The sequence below is a fragment of the Paenibacillus polymyxa genome, assembly GCF_001719045.1.
In the GTDB taxonomy this organism is placed as follows: domain Bacteria; phylum Bacillota; class Bacilli; order Paenibacillales; family Paenibacillaceae; genus Paenibacillus; species Paenibacillus polymyxa_B.
The window spans coordinates 1,982,618-1,998,294 of the sequence record NZ_CP015423.1 but is presented as its reverse complement, the minus strand read 5'-3'; the positions used below and the strand labels follow the sequence as shown (position 1 = coordinate 1,998,294).

Genomic DNA, 15,677 nt, shown 5'->3' with positions numbered 1-15,677 from the left:
TCTATATACTGTGATTCCTTTCTTTTAAAGCAGCAGATTTTTCAAACTCTAATTTCTTCGAAATTGCCAGGAGACCCAGGGAGCAGATGATTAGGGCCAAACATACCCAATAGGTGTTTCGGTAACCCATCCATTGAGCGGTTAACCCGCCCATCAAGCTCCCCACCAGTCTTCCGATGGTTGTCGCATTGGAATATAGCGTCGATGCGTACCCTGGAAGAGAGGGCAACAAATCCTGCATGTAGCTAATGCCAATGGCAGAAATCACTGCAACAAAGAAGGCTAGAAGAAGTTGCCCCACGAATAGCTGCCACATCTCCGTAGACATAAGGACAAGAATATAATAGACAACTCCTGTTAATGCCCCTAAAAATACAAGCAAACGGTTGGAGTATTTAGCTGCTAGTACGCCTAGCATAAGCATCAAAGGTATTTCTAAAATGGCGCAAATACTGGATACTAGAGCAACGTCACTTGTGTCACCTTTTAAATTGTAAATGATGAACAAGGAAATATTTAAATTGTTCATCCAGTGAGACGTATAGAGCAGAGTAAGAACTGAGAATGGGATCAGAATCTCAATATTTTTATGTAATGTAATGTTATGAAGTGAAAGTTGATTCTTATGTTTAAGCTGAGCGGGAGGCTGCTGGATAAAAAAGAATAAAAGAACAGCAATAAGAACAAAAATAGAGGTCGTCCCCATAAAGATACCTTTAAAGCCCGTATGTGCAATCAAAAAGGAACCAAAAAGCGGCCCGGTAATAAATCCGAGAGAAAACATAGACCGAAGTGTTGAATTAGCAAAGGCGTGATCCGCAGATTTACTGCGATCTACTGCTTCACGTGCACTGGCAAATAACTGCGGCATCCCAGGAGCACCAATGGCCGTAAAGATCGTCATATAAACAAAAAGTACATAAAAATTTTGGATTACAAGATATCCTGCAAAGGCTATGGCATTAAATAACGTACAAATCACCAAAATTTGTTTACGATCTAATCCGGTATCAGAACGTTTGGCAATCAGAGAGCTTATCCATATTCCACAAATCAAAGTCACCGCTGTAAACACACCAAAGGTTCCCACAGATACGCCAAGTGTACTTGTAAAATATACAGCTAAAAAAGGTGCGCTGATGGATATAGCCATGCCTTGCAATAACATGCAGATCATGAACAATGGGTAGTTAGGGATAACAAAAAGATTCTGAATACGCTTTAGCATTTCATTTTTACACTCCTTCCGAATACATACCTATCCTAACCAAACTATATATGACTTTAGCATAATTTGTATATTTACATGGTGTAAAATATTATATATTATTTTTCGCTTTGATGAGCAGGACAATATACAGGCAAAGATACTGTCTATTCGTTCCTGATGATTGGTAGACCGCCCCTTGCTCATAGCTTTCGCTTCCCCATTCCGTACAACTCATAGCGATGTCGCCATTTCACTAAGGTGGTAACGCTGATGTTATGTTTTTTGGCTACTTCCACACGGCTGCTCTGTCCTGCTTTTAACTCCTGTATGATGGCTAGTTTCTCAATCGCATTGTATTCGTTCTTCTTAGACAAAGGAAAACTCCCCTTCAAGTAGCGGTTTATTTATTAAACCTGCCTACTTGAAGGGGAGCATATCAAAATCGGTAGCCTGTTCCGTAATTTATAATAGCGAGGTTACGAACTTCACCTCCGGAAAGCGGCTATCCGGTCCTTTCATTAAGATTCCGCCTTGATTTTTCAGATACCTATCGAAGAAATCCAGCATATAGGCATTGATAACGGAGTTCGCTCTTTCGGGTGCAATCTTTCCTGTAATGCCCAGCATTTCGAAAATCGGAGAAATAAACTGTACGTCGGCAAAATTCAAATGCTCCGTATTTTCGATATAGAGGACTTGTCCCCCTTCGTCGACCGCTTCGCGCATCCGTTCAAGCTCCAACTTTTTATCTTCCGTTACTTGATCCTCCCACTCTCTTGTTGAGCCCATACGGTTAAGCTCTGCATCCGTGTAGACCCGGTTATCCATCACCATTTTTAATTTTTCGAAATAGCTTTCCGAGTTGATGAACAAAAACGGCTTTCGCAGACCCTCTCTGTCACGCAGTCGATAAAGCCCTCCATCAAGGTCTATTCCAACCGCGATTCGCGGATCGTAAGAAGCGTCATAGGCCGTCGCTCCGCCGATGGAATGACCGAACACCCCGACATGACCGAGATCAATCCTCCCTTTTAGATGACTTGGAAACTGCCCCGATTGGATGAGCTCGAATTGGTCCAGCGCAAACGCCACATCGCCGGTTAAAACTTTTCCCAACTTGTCACGATTTCCTCTACTCGTCTGGTAATCATGGGCGGGCGAGAATAAGTCGTTGGTTGTGCTGGTCGTGATTCGCCCGTCCGGAAACTCGGTTGCAAATGTATTGTAGGTGTGGTCGATCACTGCCACGATATATCCATGACTCGCGAGATTTTCGGCTTGCGACGTGTGGAGGAACCTGGAAGAGCCATTGCCGGGATTCGCAAGGATCAGCGGGTATGAAGTCTGTGCCGAAGAGACTTCGGCCCCCGAATAAGCATGACTGGATACGTACTTCAGGTGTTGAAAAGTAAACCCGGGAAGGCCATAGTCCGCGGCCATATAACGTAAAATCTGGGTATCTGGAATAAAGGGAGCGTACTTGTCGGTGCCAGCTTGAGCCGGATACCATACCTGAACCATCAATTCCCTTTTGCCTGTCGCGGTTTTTCCAAATGTCTCCTCCCGGCTTGGATCGATGAAATGAAAGACTTGCGTGCCTACCTTCAACTCGCCGGTTGGCGCCGGAAAGTCGAATACGGGAAACACATAGAGGAAGCACGCCGTTGCGATTAGCCCAATCACGATAAAAAGACGGCCCAGCACCCTACGGATTCGCGAGGCAGTCCGAACGACTTTCAGCGTTATGAAAACGTCTATAAGCGAATGCATAAGCATCAGGATCGTAAATCCGTATAAAAATAAAAGCTGAACCCTGTATCCTTCGACAAGCAAATGTATCACTAAAAAAATGGAGCCTGCTCCGCTTGTCAGGAGCAAAGCTGGTCTTCGGATACGTTGATTGATAATGAACAGGAGTGCCAACAAACAAGCACTTGAAAAGAATAGCAGCATTTCAAAAAACCTCACGCCAACTCCCCCTTAAAAATAATCCTATCAATGGATTAGTATAGAGGAGCAGCTAGGTTGATACCATTGATCTAGATGACAATTGCCTAACACTCTTGTAAGGTTGCGCAACGATGGCGCAGAAAACGGCATGTAATGTACTGATTCCTGCCTTTCGGCCGGGGTCCGGAAAGGAATACCCCATCCGCCGCATGTCATGGCCAACGGATGTTGAACAGGTGGGGGGCTATTTGACGCTTAACGTAACAGGAGTGGGATGTAGCTATGTTTGTGGAATTATCCTGTAGGATTTGCTTTAAAGGCTGAACCGATCTACGAACTGCTTGATCAGTTCATTCAATAATCCGGCGGCCTTCGTAGGAAGGCGATGATCAGCTTTCTTAAGGAAAACCAGCTCACTATTTGGTAATTGTTGATGCAATATTTTGGCATAGGGATGAAAGTGCTTATCTTTTTCACCATAAACGAGCAGGACAGGAAGATGGATTTCCCCGAGCCGTGAGGTGCAGTTGTACTTCAAGCTGTATCGATAATATTGTTCGACATTCCTGGGATTTCCCTGCTTCGCATCGTTGAATAACTTACGGAATAAAGATAGCTGTTTCGTTTGTGACCAAGCATTAGAAAGGGCAATCGTACCGATTGTGCCGATTTTGGAAAGAGCAATGCCCAAAGAAATTTTATTTCTTAGTCGCCATTCGTTTACTTCCGACATTCCACTAATAACAATGCCTCCCCATGCCCGATCTGGATAAGTCAAGAGGAATTCAAGTACTATCGAGCCCCCGGTAGAATATCCACACAGAAATACTTTATCAAGGCTCATCCGGTCCATCAAATGTTTAATATCCAGGGCGATGAGAGGGTAAGTAACCGTTTGCTCGGAAGGCTGACTTTTACCGTGTCCTCTAATATCAAAAGCTATCGTTCGAAAATGGGGCGAGAGTCCTTGGATTTGGTATGTGAAATTTAAGCTTGTGAGTACTGGAGGGTGAATGAATAGGATGGCCATTCCTTCACCAGAATCCATATAATGCATGGAGTATTCGTTTATGTTTGTCGTAGTCATGGTGGTTATGCTCCCTCCCTAAATGGTTTGATCTTAAATTTGGCCTATTAGATCCAAAAAATTCATGGAGGTGTAACTTTAATTGCTTGTATGAGATACCTTTGTCCCGATGATCCAATGCAGGAATAATATTTTTAGTACAAGAAAAAAATAAGAGGATCAAGTTTTTCTAAGAAAGGGACACATACATGGGCATGAAAAATAAAGTTACCATTGCAGTAGTGCTAAGTTTATTGTTGTTGATCTTGGGCTGTAGAGCGGACTCCAGTCAACAGCTAAAACAACAGAGTGTGAAGCCACCTATCACAGTAAATCAAATGGGGAAAAAACCTGTCATTATGATCTTGATTGATTCGTTAATGGATAAGCCTTTGCAAGATGCGATTCAAGCAGGCCGTGCTCCGGCAATGCAATATCTCCTTAATCAAGGGCAATATTTCCCGCATGTAGTGAGTTCATTTCCCACGATGTCTGTGACAATCGACAGTACATTATTAACGGGAACGTATGCAGACCAACATCATGTGCCTGGACTCGTTTGGTACAGCGACCAAAAGAAACGCATGATTCTCTACGGCAATGGTGCCAAAGAAGCCTTGAAGATAGATCAAATGCAAGTATTTATGGATGCTATTTATCAGTTAAATCAAGTTCATTTGAACAAAAAAACAAAAACAATTCACGAAGAGCTGGCCGACAAAGGAAAAGAATCGGCATCAATCAACGCTATTGTTTTTAGAGGAAGAACGGAACATGACTTAAAAGTACCTCGCTTTATAACGAACAGCAATCGTGTGCCAGAACAATTGAGAATAACAGGACCTAAATGGTTTTCTTATGCAACTTTTGCACAACTGGATCCAAAGAATAGCTGGAATACTCCTCCGTGGAAAAAATTCGGGATGAACGACGAGTTTTCCGCAAAAGATACCGCTTTTCTAATCAATCAAAAAAAACTTCCAAGCGTAACTGTCACATATTTTCCAGAAAATGATAGTTCGGTGCATAAAAAAGGCCCGGCTCAGTTGGAAGGAATTGAAAAAGCGGATCAAGCGCTGCAAACCGTGTTGAACGCATACGGTTCGTGGGAACAGGCTGTAAAAAATGCGATATGGATTGTCATGGGTGATAGTGCGCAAAGCGCGGTTTATGATGATCGACAGGTAGCGACTGTTGAGATAAAGCCGCTGTTAAACCCTTACCGCATAGCAAAATTAAATCAATCAGTAAAAAAAGAAGATCAAATTGTCATTTCCACGAATGAACGAATGGCTTATGTTTATGCGATTAATGATAACGTCGAGTTATCTGATGTAGTGAAGCGCTTACAAAAAGAGGAAAAGCTCGATATCATCGCTATGAAAGATGGTAAAAACAATATTCATGTTACAAAGGGGAAAAAGGGTAAGCTGTTTTCTTATCATCCTGGTGGAAAATACACCGATGAATATGGACAATCATGGACATTATCGGGCGAAAAGGACCTTGTGGATATTACGATAAATAACAACCGGATCAAGTACGGAAAATATCCTGACGTTTTGGCGAGGTTATACGGGGCAATGAACTCTCATGAAGGAAAATACGTTGTCGTCACGGTCCAACCCGGATATGAACTCGTCAGTGAAAGTTCTCCTACCCACATCGGAGGGGGAGCACATGGATCGCTGCATGAAAAAGATTCCCTTGTCCCATTAATTATTTCCGGAACGAATACACGCCCCAAAACACTGCGAATCGTTGATATAAAAGACTGGATTATGCAATTGGTGAATGGATAGTTATTATTGTTCTTGATATTAAAAAAGTACTCCATTAGTATATAAGCATACAGTTATATAAATGAAAGGAGGTTACACTTTGGAGCAACTTGGTTATATAGCCGATCATTTAAAGCTACTAGGGGATAAAACCCGCTTGGCTATGCTTTCCCTGCTAAGAGAAAGAGAATGGTGTGTTTGCGAATTTGTAGATATCTTTGATATGTCGCAGCCAGCAATTAGCCAACATTTGAGAAAATTAAAGTCGCAAGGAATTGTAAAAGAAGAACGACGAAGTCAGTGGGTATACTATTCCTTAAATGTAGACGACAAGCCGCAAATTCAAGCCGTTCTTGAGCGTATGCCAGACTCCAAGCAGATTTTAAAATGGCTGAATAAAGAGGAGCCGATAGCATTTTGTGCACCGGATTCATCGGCTTGCTGCTCATCCTAAAGGCTGTTCCGTTTATCTCCTTGGGGGATAGACGGTGTTTTTAACATAAGTATATGTTTATAAGGTAATGTAATGGAGGTTTAAAACATTGATTTTGTTGGCATGCATTATATTTTTAGCCACTTTAGTGTTGGTGATCTGGCAGCCTAGAAATCTGTCTATCGGCTGGTCTGCCTGCGGCGGTGCCATACTCGCCTTGCTGGTGGGTGTCGTCGATTTACATGATGTTTGGGAAGTTACTCATATTGTCTGGAATGCGACACTGGCTTTTGTAGCCATTATTCTGATTTCATTGGTGCTTGATAAAATCGGCTTCTTCGAATGGGCGGCGCTTCACATGGCACGAGCTGCACGAGGAAGCGGAACCCGGATGTTTGTTTATGTGACCCTTCTTGGCGCCGTTGTTGCTGCTTTTTTTGCGAATGACGGTGCCGCCTTAATACTGACACCGATTGTACTGGCGATGGTTCGGGCACTTAAATTGGATGAGAAAATGATTTTTCCTTTTATCATAGCGAGCGGTTTTATTTCAGACACGACGTCGCTTCCGCTTGTGGTCAGCAATTTGGTCAACATTGTGTCAGCCGATTTCTTTGGGATCACCTTTATGGAATATGCGAGTCGCATGATTGTACCTAATTTATTTTCTTTAGCAGCCAGTATAGGAGTACTGTATCTTTTTTTTCGCAAAAGAATTCCGAAAACGTTTGATACGGCACAATTAATCACGCCTGCGGAAGCGATTAAAGATCCAAAAATGTTCCGTATGTCTTGGATCGTTCTCGCGGTTTTGTTCGTTGGCTACTTTGCATGCGAATTTTTTAACATTCCCGTTTCGGTGGTGGCCGGTATTATTGCTATCTTTTTCTTATTGATGGCGCGTAGAAGCCCTGCAGTGCCGATGAAAGAAGTCATCAAGGGCGCTCCATGGGCCATCGTATTTTTCTCCATCGGAATGTATGTTGTGGTGTATGGTCTACGAAATGCCGGTTTGACGGATCTGCTGGCCCATGTGATTCAAGCGGCTGCTGATCAAGGTATGTTTGTGGCCACCATGGGCATGGGTTTTATTGCGGCGATTATCTCGTCGGTCATGAATAACATGCCTACGGTCATGATTAATGCGCTTGCCATTGATGCCACCCATACAACCGGTATGGTCAAAGAGGCGTTGATTTATGCTAACGTCATTGGTTCTGATCTGGGGCCGAAAATAACTCCGATCGGTTCATTAGCCACGTTGTTGTGGCTGCATGTGCTTCGTTCGAAAAACGTAAAAATTTCTTGGTGGACTTATTTTAAGACAGGCATTGTCTTAACCATTCCTACACTTTTTATGACCCTACTGGGCTTATATCTATGGTTAATCATTTCATAATTGAACATTGAAGGAGACGGTAATGATGGAAAAGAAGACAATTTACTTTTTATGCACTGGTAATTCTTGTCGCAGTCAAATGGCAGAAGGCTGGGCCAAAAAATACTTGGGAGACCGTTGGAATGTATACAGTGCGGGCATTGAGGCACACGGCCTTAACCCTAAAGCGGTGCAAGCGATGAATGAAATAGGGATCGATATCTCCGGACAAACTTCAGATATTATAGATCCTGCTTTGCTGAACAGCGCGGATTTGGTTGTGACCTTATGCGGAGATGCTGCAGATAAATGTCCTATCACACCTCCGCGCGTTCGTCGTGAACATTGGGGATTTGATGATCCGGCTAAAGCACAAGGAACAGAAGAAGAGAAATGGAGCGTGTTCCAGCGTGTACGGGATGAAGTCGGGGCTCGTATTCGGAAATTTGCGGAGACTGGTGAATAAACAAGGTACACAGCTATAGTATTTCAAACAAGCACGCCTCCTTAAAGAGGTGGTGCTTGTTTGGCGTTTTTTTCCTTCACAGAATACTCTTCCAGCACCTTTGTTTTATCTCCATAGATCCTATCCAAATGATCTTCTCCCCATAAGCAAAAACGATCAAGCAGATCTTTAAAATCCCATCCATATTCACTAAGCTCGTACTCCACTTTGGGTGGAACCTGGTTATAAATGATGCGGTGGATGATTCCATCCTTTTCAAGCTCTCTAAGCTGTTGGGTAAGCACTTTTTGGGTGATTTTCGGAATGAGTTGACGAAGTTCGTATGTACGTTTTCTGCCGCTGGTTAAATGATGTAGGATGATGCCTTTCCACTTTCCACTGATGACCTCCAAAGTTGCCTCGATCCCGAGCATATAGGTTTTGGCTTTGTCTTCCATAGACTTTCCCCCTCTCCGATCTGTAGTACAAAAGGCACTAAGGAACCTTAAAGTACCTACAGTACATTGAAGTGCGTACTTCACACTCTAATGTATAACATCCATAATAGCATCTGTAGACAGGGTTCAACAATTATGAGGAGAAAGAAGGTTACGGATAACATGAAAGTTCTATTGGTCGTTACGCATCCTAGAGAGGATTCACTTACCCTTGCAGTCATGAATCGTTTTGTAGAGGGATTGAAGGAGAATAAGCACGAGGTAGATATTTTGGACTTGGATCGGGATGGGTTTAATCCGGTATATAGCGCGGCAGATGAGCTGGATTGGAATACGACCCATAAACAATATGCTCCTGAAACGCGGAAAGAGATGGATAGAATTGCAGCTGCGGACGCTCTGGTCTTTGTGTTTCCACTATGGTGGTACAGTGTGCCTTCCATGCTAAAAGGGTACCTGGATAAAGTCTGGAACAAAGGTTTACTTCAGGAATTTACGACGAAGCAGGTGTTGTGGATGTGCTTGGCGGGAGGGACGAAAGAACATCTGATCAAGTATGAATATCACGATTTGGTTACTAATTATTTGAATAAAGCCATTGCTGGTTACGCAAGAGTAAGAGAGTCCAAGGTGGAGTTCTTCTATGATACTTTGTCCGAGTCGAAAGAATACATTGCAGGTTTACTGGAGCACGCTTATCAATTAGGTCGGGCATATAAGTGAGTTTTATTCTGATAACAATGGGAAGTTAATATTATTGAAAAAGGGTTAAGGCTCGTTAGACGGCACTTAACCCTTTTTTATTTTATAGACGAGACCCTATCCTTTTATAGGCTCGTGCATAGGTGCTGACGGTGCCCCTTGCATAGATAACCCGCCGCCAGTTGTGCTTGCTGGAACAACGGGATGTGGTGAGCCCTTTTCAGAAGCAGAACCCGCAGTTTGCTTGGCCAGCTTCTGTTTTTCCCACAGGGCTCTGGCGATCACCAGCATGGAGAGTACACCCACATATAGTAACAGAGAACCGAGTTCGGGAAGCATCTCTTGCAAAGGTGCACCACGCAGACCCATGGTGCGCAGGAATTTATACATCCATACAAAGGGGAAGAAATCACCGATTTGAATCGCTAAAGGTGGAAACAGTGATCTGGAAAGAACAGCCCCCGATAGAACAAAAGCAGGCATGAGTATCATCACCATTCTGCCAATGGCTATTCCCGGATGTGCAGCGCCCCATGCAACCAGGACATTGATACAAACGGTACCGAATACATACAGGACAACTGGAATTATAAAGAGAATTGGATTGGCCTCGAAACGGCCTCCTCCAAACACTTTAAGCATCCCGAGAGAGAAGATCAAGCCAGCCGTCGAGAACAGCGTATAAGGAAGCATACGCAGCAGGATGTTGAATGGATTTTGCAGCTCAGCAGCCAGCCTCTTGGAAACCCGGAGTCTGGCGACCAGAGGTAAGCTATTTATATTCAGTATCATAAAAGAGAACATACAAGTGAATGCAAGTATCGTCGTATTCTGATAGTCATTAGTTGGATTAAACAGGGAACGCACTTCCAAGGCGATACCTTTGAGGGCCCCTTGAGCCTGTTCTGCGTTCATCCCGGTTTTCAACATAGCTGGAACAGACAATTCCATATTCTCGGAAACGCTAATTTCCTGCATAGCTGTACGAATCGAAGTAATAGATTGAACATTGGTATTATCGAGAATGAGACCCACGCGGCTGGAAAGGGAGCGATTGTGATTATCCTCTAAACCATGCGGCAATGAAATAACAGCCAAATATTGTTCATGATAAAAATACTGTTCAGGGTTGTCCGTATACGAAACAATCTCAGCTACGTTCATATACGGGGAAGCATCTATTTTCTGAATGAACTCACGGCTGTAAGCTGTGTTATCTTGATCCACTACTACCACGTTAGCGTCGTTAATTTGGCTGCTTGGGAGCAACAGTGAATACCCCAGTACGGCAATCAATGGGAAGATAATAGCTATGATCGGATACTTGGAGTGAACCAGATACGACCATTCATCACGAAGAGATTTCATTTGTATTCACCTCAACTGTCATGCCTGGTAGCAAAGCGGTTTCTCTTGTTACATATACACGTACCTGGAATGTAGCAGTATCTGCTTCTCCTTTTTCACGGGACATCTTCACATTAGCGAATTGTGGTGCAGCAGTTACGTAGCGTACCGTACCTTTCAGGTCCTTATTGAGACCAGAGATATGAGTTTTAATTTCTTGGTTGGCCTTGAATTTCCCCGCTTGTTCTTCATTCACATAGAGATCGTAATATAAATCATTGGTTTCTAGGGTAATCACAGGAGCCCCTTGCGCCACATTTTCGCCGACTTTGGTACTAATCGAAGTAACCTTGCCATCCTGTGGTGCTTTTAACACCAGGCGTTCTTTTTTGAGCAGCAACGTTTTAAGCTGAACTTCCTGTGTGTCTTTTTGTTGCTTTAAGAGGTCAATAGCCAGCTTCTGATCTGCCAACTGTTGACGACTCTGCTGAATGGTTTCCAGCTGGGTTTTGGAACGATCGACGGACAATTGGGCACCGCGAATTTCTTCCTCGGCTTGTTTTACCGAAACGGCTGCTTGTGTCGTCTGTTCACTGGCCTGCATACGTTCTTCGGAAGTGGCACCATGAAGTAGTTTTTGAAGAGACTCTTTTTGCTGGCTCAACTGATTTGTCGCTAAAGTCAAAGAGGATTCGGCATCATCCAACGCTGCTTTGGATGCACTTCCTGCATCATAGAGTGCTTTATTACGCTTATAGTTGGTCTGCGCCGTCTGAACGTTTTTGGTGGCTGAAGCTACGGCAATTCGTTGCTGCTGAACATCTTCAGCCCGAGTCCCGTTATTGACCTGTTGTTCCGCAGCAGTGGCTTGACGCTCAGCCGCTTGTACCCGCTGCAATGCCGCCTGACTTTTACGCTCAGTCACTTGAGCTTGCGCGATATCTAGCTGTGCCTGTTTTTCCTGAGTTGCTGCTCGTGTATACCCTAAATGGATGGATTGCTGTTGTTGACTGATTTGCGTATTGAACTGGGCGATTTGTGTCCGCAGCTGCTCAATTTGCAGATCCACATCTGTGGAATCCAAAGTCATAAGGACAGTTCCTTTTTTCACCTTAGTTTCTTCTGTTACCGGGATGTTCAGGATTTTGCCTCCTACTTGTTCAAACGATACATGAATGCTATCCGCATTTAGTGTTGTGCCTTTAACGGATCGAGAAGCATTGACTTGATCTTGTCCGTTGGTCTGGAGTAGGAACCCCCCGCCGATAAGACAGGCGATAGAAATGAGAGGGATGATGAGGCTGGTGACTTGTGTGCGATTCATGAGTAATACGCTCCTTAAATTCATAAAATGAGTTAAACAGAGACTCGAATAAATAAATATCCTGATATGTACATTTTATTTATTCTTTTATTTAATATTTTAAAAGTTAGTCGGCTAACCAAAATGCAAAATTAAAACTTATTCTGGTTTTGCTGCTTTATATATCTCTTTTGCTTGAGGGATGCCGCTTTCTATTTTTTGCAGTAAAGTCAGGAGCAGCTCTTTTTCATCGGTGGACAGGTGGCTCATCAGTGTGGAAGTGCTTGTAAAATGTATAGGCAGCAGTCTTTCCATCATTTCTGTTCCTTGATCGGTCAGTTTAACAATGCTCATGCGGCGGTCGGAAGGATGAACAGATCGAATAATAAGCCCATCGCGTTCCAGGCGGTCAAGCAGACCGGTAACGGTAGGCTTGCTAACCCCTACTTTCTCCGCAAGCTCTGTAGCCAGCAATCCTGTATGGATGTTGCGGTACAGAAGAATTAATATCGAAAATTTACCATGAGATATACCGAACTTCTCAAAGCCCTCAAAGCTGACTTTAAAAACACTGGAAGATACTCGCATAAAAAATAACATAGCTTCCGTCGCTCTTACATCAATCTCAGGGATACGCACAGAAAATTCTTGTAGCGCCTCACGAGTGGGCAAATCCCGTAAATCAAAATCCATAAGGTTCTCCTTTCTTCTTACAGTATGTTCCAATCGACAAATTAGTTAGCCGACTAATCTTAATCTATTCAAAAATGAATTTCAAGCTAAATTTTGTTAATCGTCATGCGATTTTTCACCATATGGAGGTTGTTCGTGCAATGGTTCAAGCTTTTCCCTACATTGATATTTACAATGAAGTGTTTGATAATAAGTGGATATCGTACGAGACCAAAAACTCAAAAGTGAGGAACCTGGAATGACGACAAAATTATACTACACTGCTCCAAATCTTACGGAGTGGGACACTCATATTACACAGAGCATGGAAAGAGACGGAAAATATTTGGTTATTTTGGAGGAAACGGCCTTTTATCCGCATGGTGGAGGCCAGCCTTGTGATACAGGAACAATTCAGGGCGTCCGTGTATTAGATGTTGTTCTCGAAGATGGGGACATTTGGCATCAGGTAGAACGTTTGCCGGAGGATAGGAAAGTAGCCTGCCGATTGGATTGGGAGCGCAGATTTGATCATATGCAGCAGCATAGCGGGCAGCACTTGCTGTCAGCGGTTTGTCTAGAGTTGTTAGGTGCGCGTACTGAAAGCTTTCATCTGGGACAAGAATATGCCACGATTGATGTGAACTGTTCGGATGTAACGCCTGCGCAGCTATCGGCAATCGAGCAGGAAGTAAATCAGCAAATCTATAGTAATCGCAGCATAAAAAGTTTTTTTGTAACCCGTGAGCAATTGAAGGATATTCCGCTGGTGAAAACGCCCAAAGTGACAGAAAATATTCGGATTGTCGAGATCGAGGGCATTGAATATAATGCTTGCGGCGGCACACATGTAGCTCAGACCGGGGAAATTGGGATCATTAAATGCTTAAAATGGGAGAAGCAGAAGGGGATGGCAAGAATCCATTTCAAATGTGGCGTTCGCGCACTCCAGGATTTTAACGATAGTGTTCAGATATTGGACGTGTTATCTACGAAGTTCAATACCGGGCGAAAAGATATTTTGACCCGATTCGAAAAATGGGAGCAGGAGCATAAGCAGCTTAAGGCGCAAGTGGAGCTCCTACAAGAGGAAAATGCTTCGTACCAGGCGAAAGAGTTGCTATCTGCTGTGCAGGGGCATGTTCTTGCTCATGTATTCGAGCAAAAATCCCTTCAGGACATGCAGCAATTGGCTACCAAGCTGACAGCTGAGCATGATCTGCTTGTTTTATTTGCCACAACAGCAGAAAACAAAATCATTTTGGCACACAACGGTACCCAATCTATTAGCTGCGGAGCGTTTTTAAAGGAAAATCTGGGCGCGTTTCACGGTAAGGGGGGCGGTAGCAACCAATCTGCTCAGGCAGCATTCTCGTCCCGCAATGACCTCTTGAATTTCTTTGAAACGGCCCAGCGGCAGTTCATTCAGGGCTGATGTAATGGAGGATTAGTGACGCAGCGGCAGCTTCCACTTTTCCTTTTCTGTAAATAAAATAAAAGAAAAAATAAGTGCAACAACAGCACCCCAAACGGCTTTATCTCCAATCGTCAAAGTCAGAAATCCCCCCAGCAAAGCCCCTACCAAGAAGGCTACCAAGATGACACCATAACGCATCGCTCGAATGGCAGCGTTCGTGTCCTTGGTCGTTATGGCGACATACACAGCCTCGATAGCTGATCGGAGGTTACCGGTGCTGACCGTAGAGGTGTACGGCACATCAATGAGCTTGCGGAAGGAAGTCATTTGTACGGAAGCGACGAACGAGACGATCACCACCACTACCGTATTGGGAACTTCTTGCGGAATCAGTCCCACGATGAAAAAAATCGCAATTTCCAATAAAATAATTGCGCGGGTCCAGTCCGGAGTTAGACGGTGGGTTGATTTTCGTTTAATCCCTTCAGCAACAAAAACGCCCAGTGAAAAGGCGATCAGGGGTGGGATATAGGATAACGCCTGAATCCAGTGCCCCTGAATGACTTTGACAGCCAGCAGCACGATATTGCCTGTCTGTGCGTTGGCGAAAACACCGCCTCTTCCAACAAAGGTATATGTGTCCAAAAAGCCCCCTACTAATGATAGTAAGGCGCCCAGTCGTAACGATTCGGACGTTACCTGATGTAAATGGATTTTGCCTTTCATAATCACGGCATATAAGCCTCCTATGCTAAACGTCGATTCTTTAAAGCTAACACGAAAATCCAGGACCATACAATTAAATTAGTCACTTTAGCATGAAAATGACACAAAGAAGCCACATCAGGTCCCATACAATAGAAAGGACGTGATGCGGCTTGTTGCAGTGTTGTTTAAAGTGCCACCTGGAACTTCGAGAATGTGCTTATTGCAGAGCTTGAACGAGGGCTTTACCAAACTCCTCAGCACCATCCGGGCCATCGGCCGTGATAATATCGCTATGCGCAACGACATGCTGCGCCACATATTCGGCTTGATGCGATTGGAGCTGATCTTTTTGTACATCCACTGGATAGCATGTAGCCGTTCTGCCAGAGAGCAGTCCGGTTTGAGCCACGGCTACAGAGCCTGCGCAGATGCCAGCCAATAAAGTCTTTTGCTCATGAGTTTGTTTTAGCAGAGCTTGGAGATCTGCATTATTCCACAGATGATCATTCGTTCCTGATCCGCCGATCACAGATACTACATCATAATCAGCCAGCACAGCGTCTGTAAAAACAAGATCAGCTGTCGCTTTACCGTTGTAGTCACCCGTGATTTCGCCTGTTTTTGTACTAGCTAGCGTCACAGTAACACCTGCTTGCTCCAGTGCTTCCTTGGGTTTAAACAATTCATCCTCATTAAAGCGCTCTGGGGGTATAATAAAAAGAGCTTTTTTACTCATACTTTATTCCTCCTTGAATGTGTAACGTTATCTACTATTGTAGGGTGGCTTCGTCAGGCTGTGAAGAATGC

The 15,677-nt window shown here is 43.9% G+C and carries 17 protein-coding genes; 7 read left to right on the top strand and 10 right to left on the bottom strand.

Annotation, left to right across the window (positions count from 1 at the left end):
* Window position 1: 1 nt before the first annotated feature.
* The 3 genes from AOU00_RS09075 to AOU00_RS09070 form a co-directional block, all read right to left on the bottom strand.
* Entirely contained in the window at window positions 2-1,228 is a 1,227-nt protein-coding gene (locus AOU00_RS09075; protein WP_069290457.1) for a sugar efflux transporter, read from the bottom strand.
* 182 nt (window positions 1,229-1,410) lie between these two features.
* The gene (locus AOU00_RS25745; protein ID WP_231109398.1) at window positions 1,411-1,584 is read right to left on the bottom strand and encodes a helix-turn-helix domain-containing protein; all 174 of its coding nucleotides are present in this window, start codon (window positions 1,582-1,584) and stop codon (window positions 1,411-1,413) included.
* Window positions 1,585-1,672: 88 nt separating this feature from the next.
* Window positions 1,673-3,178: an alpha/beta hydrolase family protein gene (locus tag AOU00_RS09070; RefSeq protein ID WP_069290456.1), complete on the bottom strand. Its 1,506-nt coding sequence runs from the start codon at window positions 3,176-3,178 to the stop codon at window positions 1,673-1,675.
* 113 nt (window positions 3,179-3,291) lie between these two features.
* Between AOU00_RS09070 and AOU00_RS26230 the strand changes: the two genes are divergently transcribed.
* Window positions 3,292-3,465, top strand: a complete 174-nt coding sequence (locus AOU00_RS26230; protein WP_155765233.1) for a hypothetical protein — start codon at window positions 3,292-3,294, stop codon at window positions 3,463-3,465.
* Window positions 3,466-3,473: 8 nt separating this feature from the next.
* Here the strand turns inward: AOU00_RS26230 and AOU00_RS09065 are convergent, their stop codons facing one another.
* The gene (locus AOU00_RS09065; RefSeq protein WP_069290455.1) at window positions 3,474-4,247 is read right to left on the bottom strand and encodes an alpha/beta fold hydrolase; all 774 of its coding nucleotides are present in this window, start codon (window positions 4,245-4,247) and stop codon (window positions 3,474-3,476) included.
* Between the two features lie 188 nt (window positions 4,248-4,435).
* Between AOU00_RS09065 and AOU00_RS09060 the strand changes: the two genes are divergently transcribed.
* The 4 genes from AOU00_RS09060 (at window position 4,436) to arsC (ending at window position 8,284) form a co-directional block, all read left to right on the top strand.
* Window positions 4,436-6,028: an alkaline phosphatase family protein gene (locus AOU00_RS09060; RefSeq protein WP_081330698.1), complete on the top strand. Its 1,593-nt coding sequence runs from the start codon at window positions 4,436-4,438 to the stop codon at window positions 6,026-6,028.
* Window positions 6,029-6,107: 79 nt separating this feature from the next.
* Window positions 6,108-6,461: an ArsR/SmtB family transcription factor gene (locus AOU00_RS09055; protein WP_069290454.1), complete on the top strand. Its 354-nt coding sequence runs from the start codon at window positions 6,108-6,110 to the stop codon at window positions 6,459-6,461.
* A gap of 88 nt (window positions 6,462-6,549) precedes the next feature.
* Entirely contained in the window at window positions 6,550-7,839 is a 1,290-nt protein-coding gene (locus AOU00_RS09050) for an arsenic transporter (protein ID WP_069290453.1), read from the top strand.
* Window positions 7,840-7,864: 25 nt separating this feature from the next.
* Window positions 7,865-8,284, top strand: coding sequence for an arsenate reductase (thioredoxin) (arsC, locus tag AOU00_RS09045; RefSeq protein WP_069290452.1), 420 nt, complete (start codon window positions 7,865-7,867; stop codon window positions 8,282-8,284).
* Window positions 8,285-8,325: 41 nt separating this feature from the next.
* On the opposite strand, the gene AOU00_RS09040 is transcribed toward arsC, so the two are convergent.
* Window positions 8,326-8,721 carry a winged helix-turn-helix transcriptional regulator gene (locus tag AOU00_RS09040; protein WP_013373192.1) on the bottom strand — a complete coding sequence of 132 codons (396 nt, stop codon included), beginning with the start codon at window positions 8,719-8,721 and terminating at the stop codon, window positions 8,326-8,328.
* Between the two features lie 162 nt (window positions 8,722-8,883).
* Here AOU00_RS09040 and AOU00_RS09035 point away from each other — a divergent pair, with 162 nt between their 5' ends.
* Window positions 8,884-9,444 carry an NAD(P)H oxidoreductase gene (locus tag AOU00_RS09035; protein WP_069290451.1) on the top strand — a complete coding sequence of 187 codons (561 nt, stop codon included), beginning with the start codon at window positions 8,884-8,886 and terminating at the stop codon, window positions 9,442-9,444.
* A 96-nt stretch (window positions 9,445-9,540) separates the two neighbouring features.
* Here the strand turns inward: AOU00_RS09035 and AOU00_RS09030 are convergent, their stop codons facing one another.
* The 3 genes from AOU00_RS09030 to AOU00_RS09020 all read right to left on the bottom strand — a co-directional run bounded on the left by AOU00_RS09030 (window position 9,541) and on the right by AOU00_RS09020 (window position 12,766).
* A complete protein-coding gene (locus tag AOU00_RS09030; protein ID WP_069290450.1) occupies window positions 9,541-10,791 on the bottom strand; it encodes an ABC transporter permease in 1,251 nt (416 codons plus the stop codon).
* The gene (locus tag AOU00_RS09025; protein ID WP_069290449.1) at window positions 10,775-12,094 is read right to left on the bottom strand and encodes an HlyD family secretion protein; all 1,320 of its coding nucleotides are present in this window, start codon (window positions 12,092-12,094) and stop codon (window positions 10,775-10,777) included. Before AOU00_RS09025 ends, AOU00_RS09030 begins: the two co-directional genes overlap by 17 nt.
* Window positions 12,095-12,232: 138 nt before the next feature.
* Entirely contained in the window at window positions 12,233-12,766 is a 534-nt protein-coding gene (locus AOU00_RS09020) for a MarR family winged helix-turn-helix transcriptional regulator (protein ID WP_069290448.1), read from the bottom strand.
* Window positions 12,767-13,004: 238 nt separating this feature from the next.
* Between AOU00_RS09020 and AOU00_RS09015 the strand changes: the two genes are divergently transcribed.
* Window positions 13,005-14,180 carry an alanyl-tRNA editing protein gene (locus AOU00_RS09015; protein ID WP_069290447.1) on the top strand — a complete coding sequence of 392 codons (1,176 nt, stop codon included), beginning with the start codon at window positions 13,005-13,007 and terminating at the stop codon, window positions 14,178-14,180.
* A gap of 12 nt (window positions 14,181-14,192) precedes the next feature.
* Here AOU00_RS09015 and AOU00_RS09010 read toward each other — a convergent pair whose 3' ends face one another.
* Both AOU00_RS09010 and AOU00_RS09005 read right to left on the bottom strand, forming a co-directional pair.
* Entirely contained in the window at window positions 14,193-14,894 is a 702-nt protein-coding gene (locus AOU00_RS09010) for a YoaK family protein (RefSeq protein WP_069290446.1), read from the bottom strand.
* A 193-nt stretch (window positions 14,895-15,087) separates the two neighbouring features.
* The gene (locus AOU00_RS09005; RefSeq protein WP_069290445.1) at window positions 15,088-15,606 is read right to left on the bottom strand and encodes a DJ-1/PfpI family protein; all 519 of its coding nucleotides are present in this window, start codon (window positions 15,604-15,606) and stop codon (window positions 15,088-15,090) included.
* Window positions 15,607-15,677 lie beyond the last annotated feature (71 nt).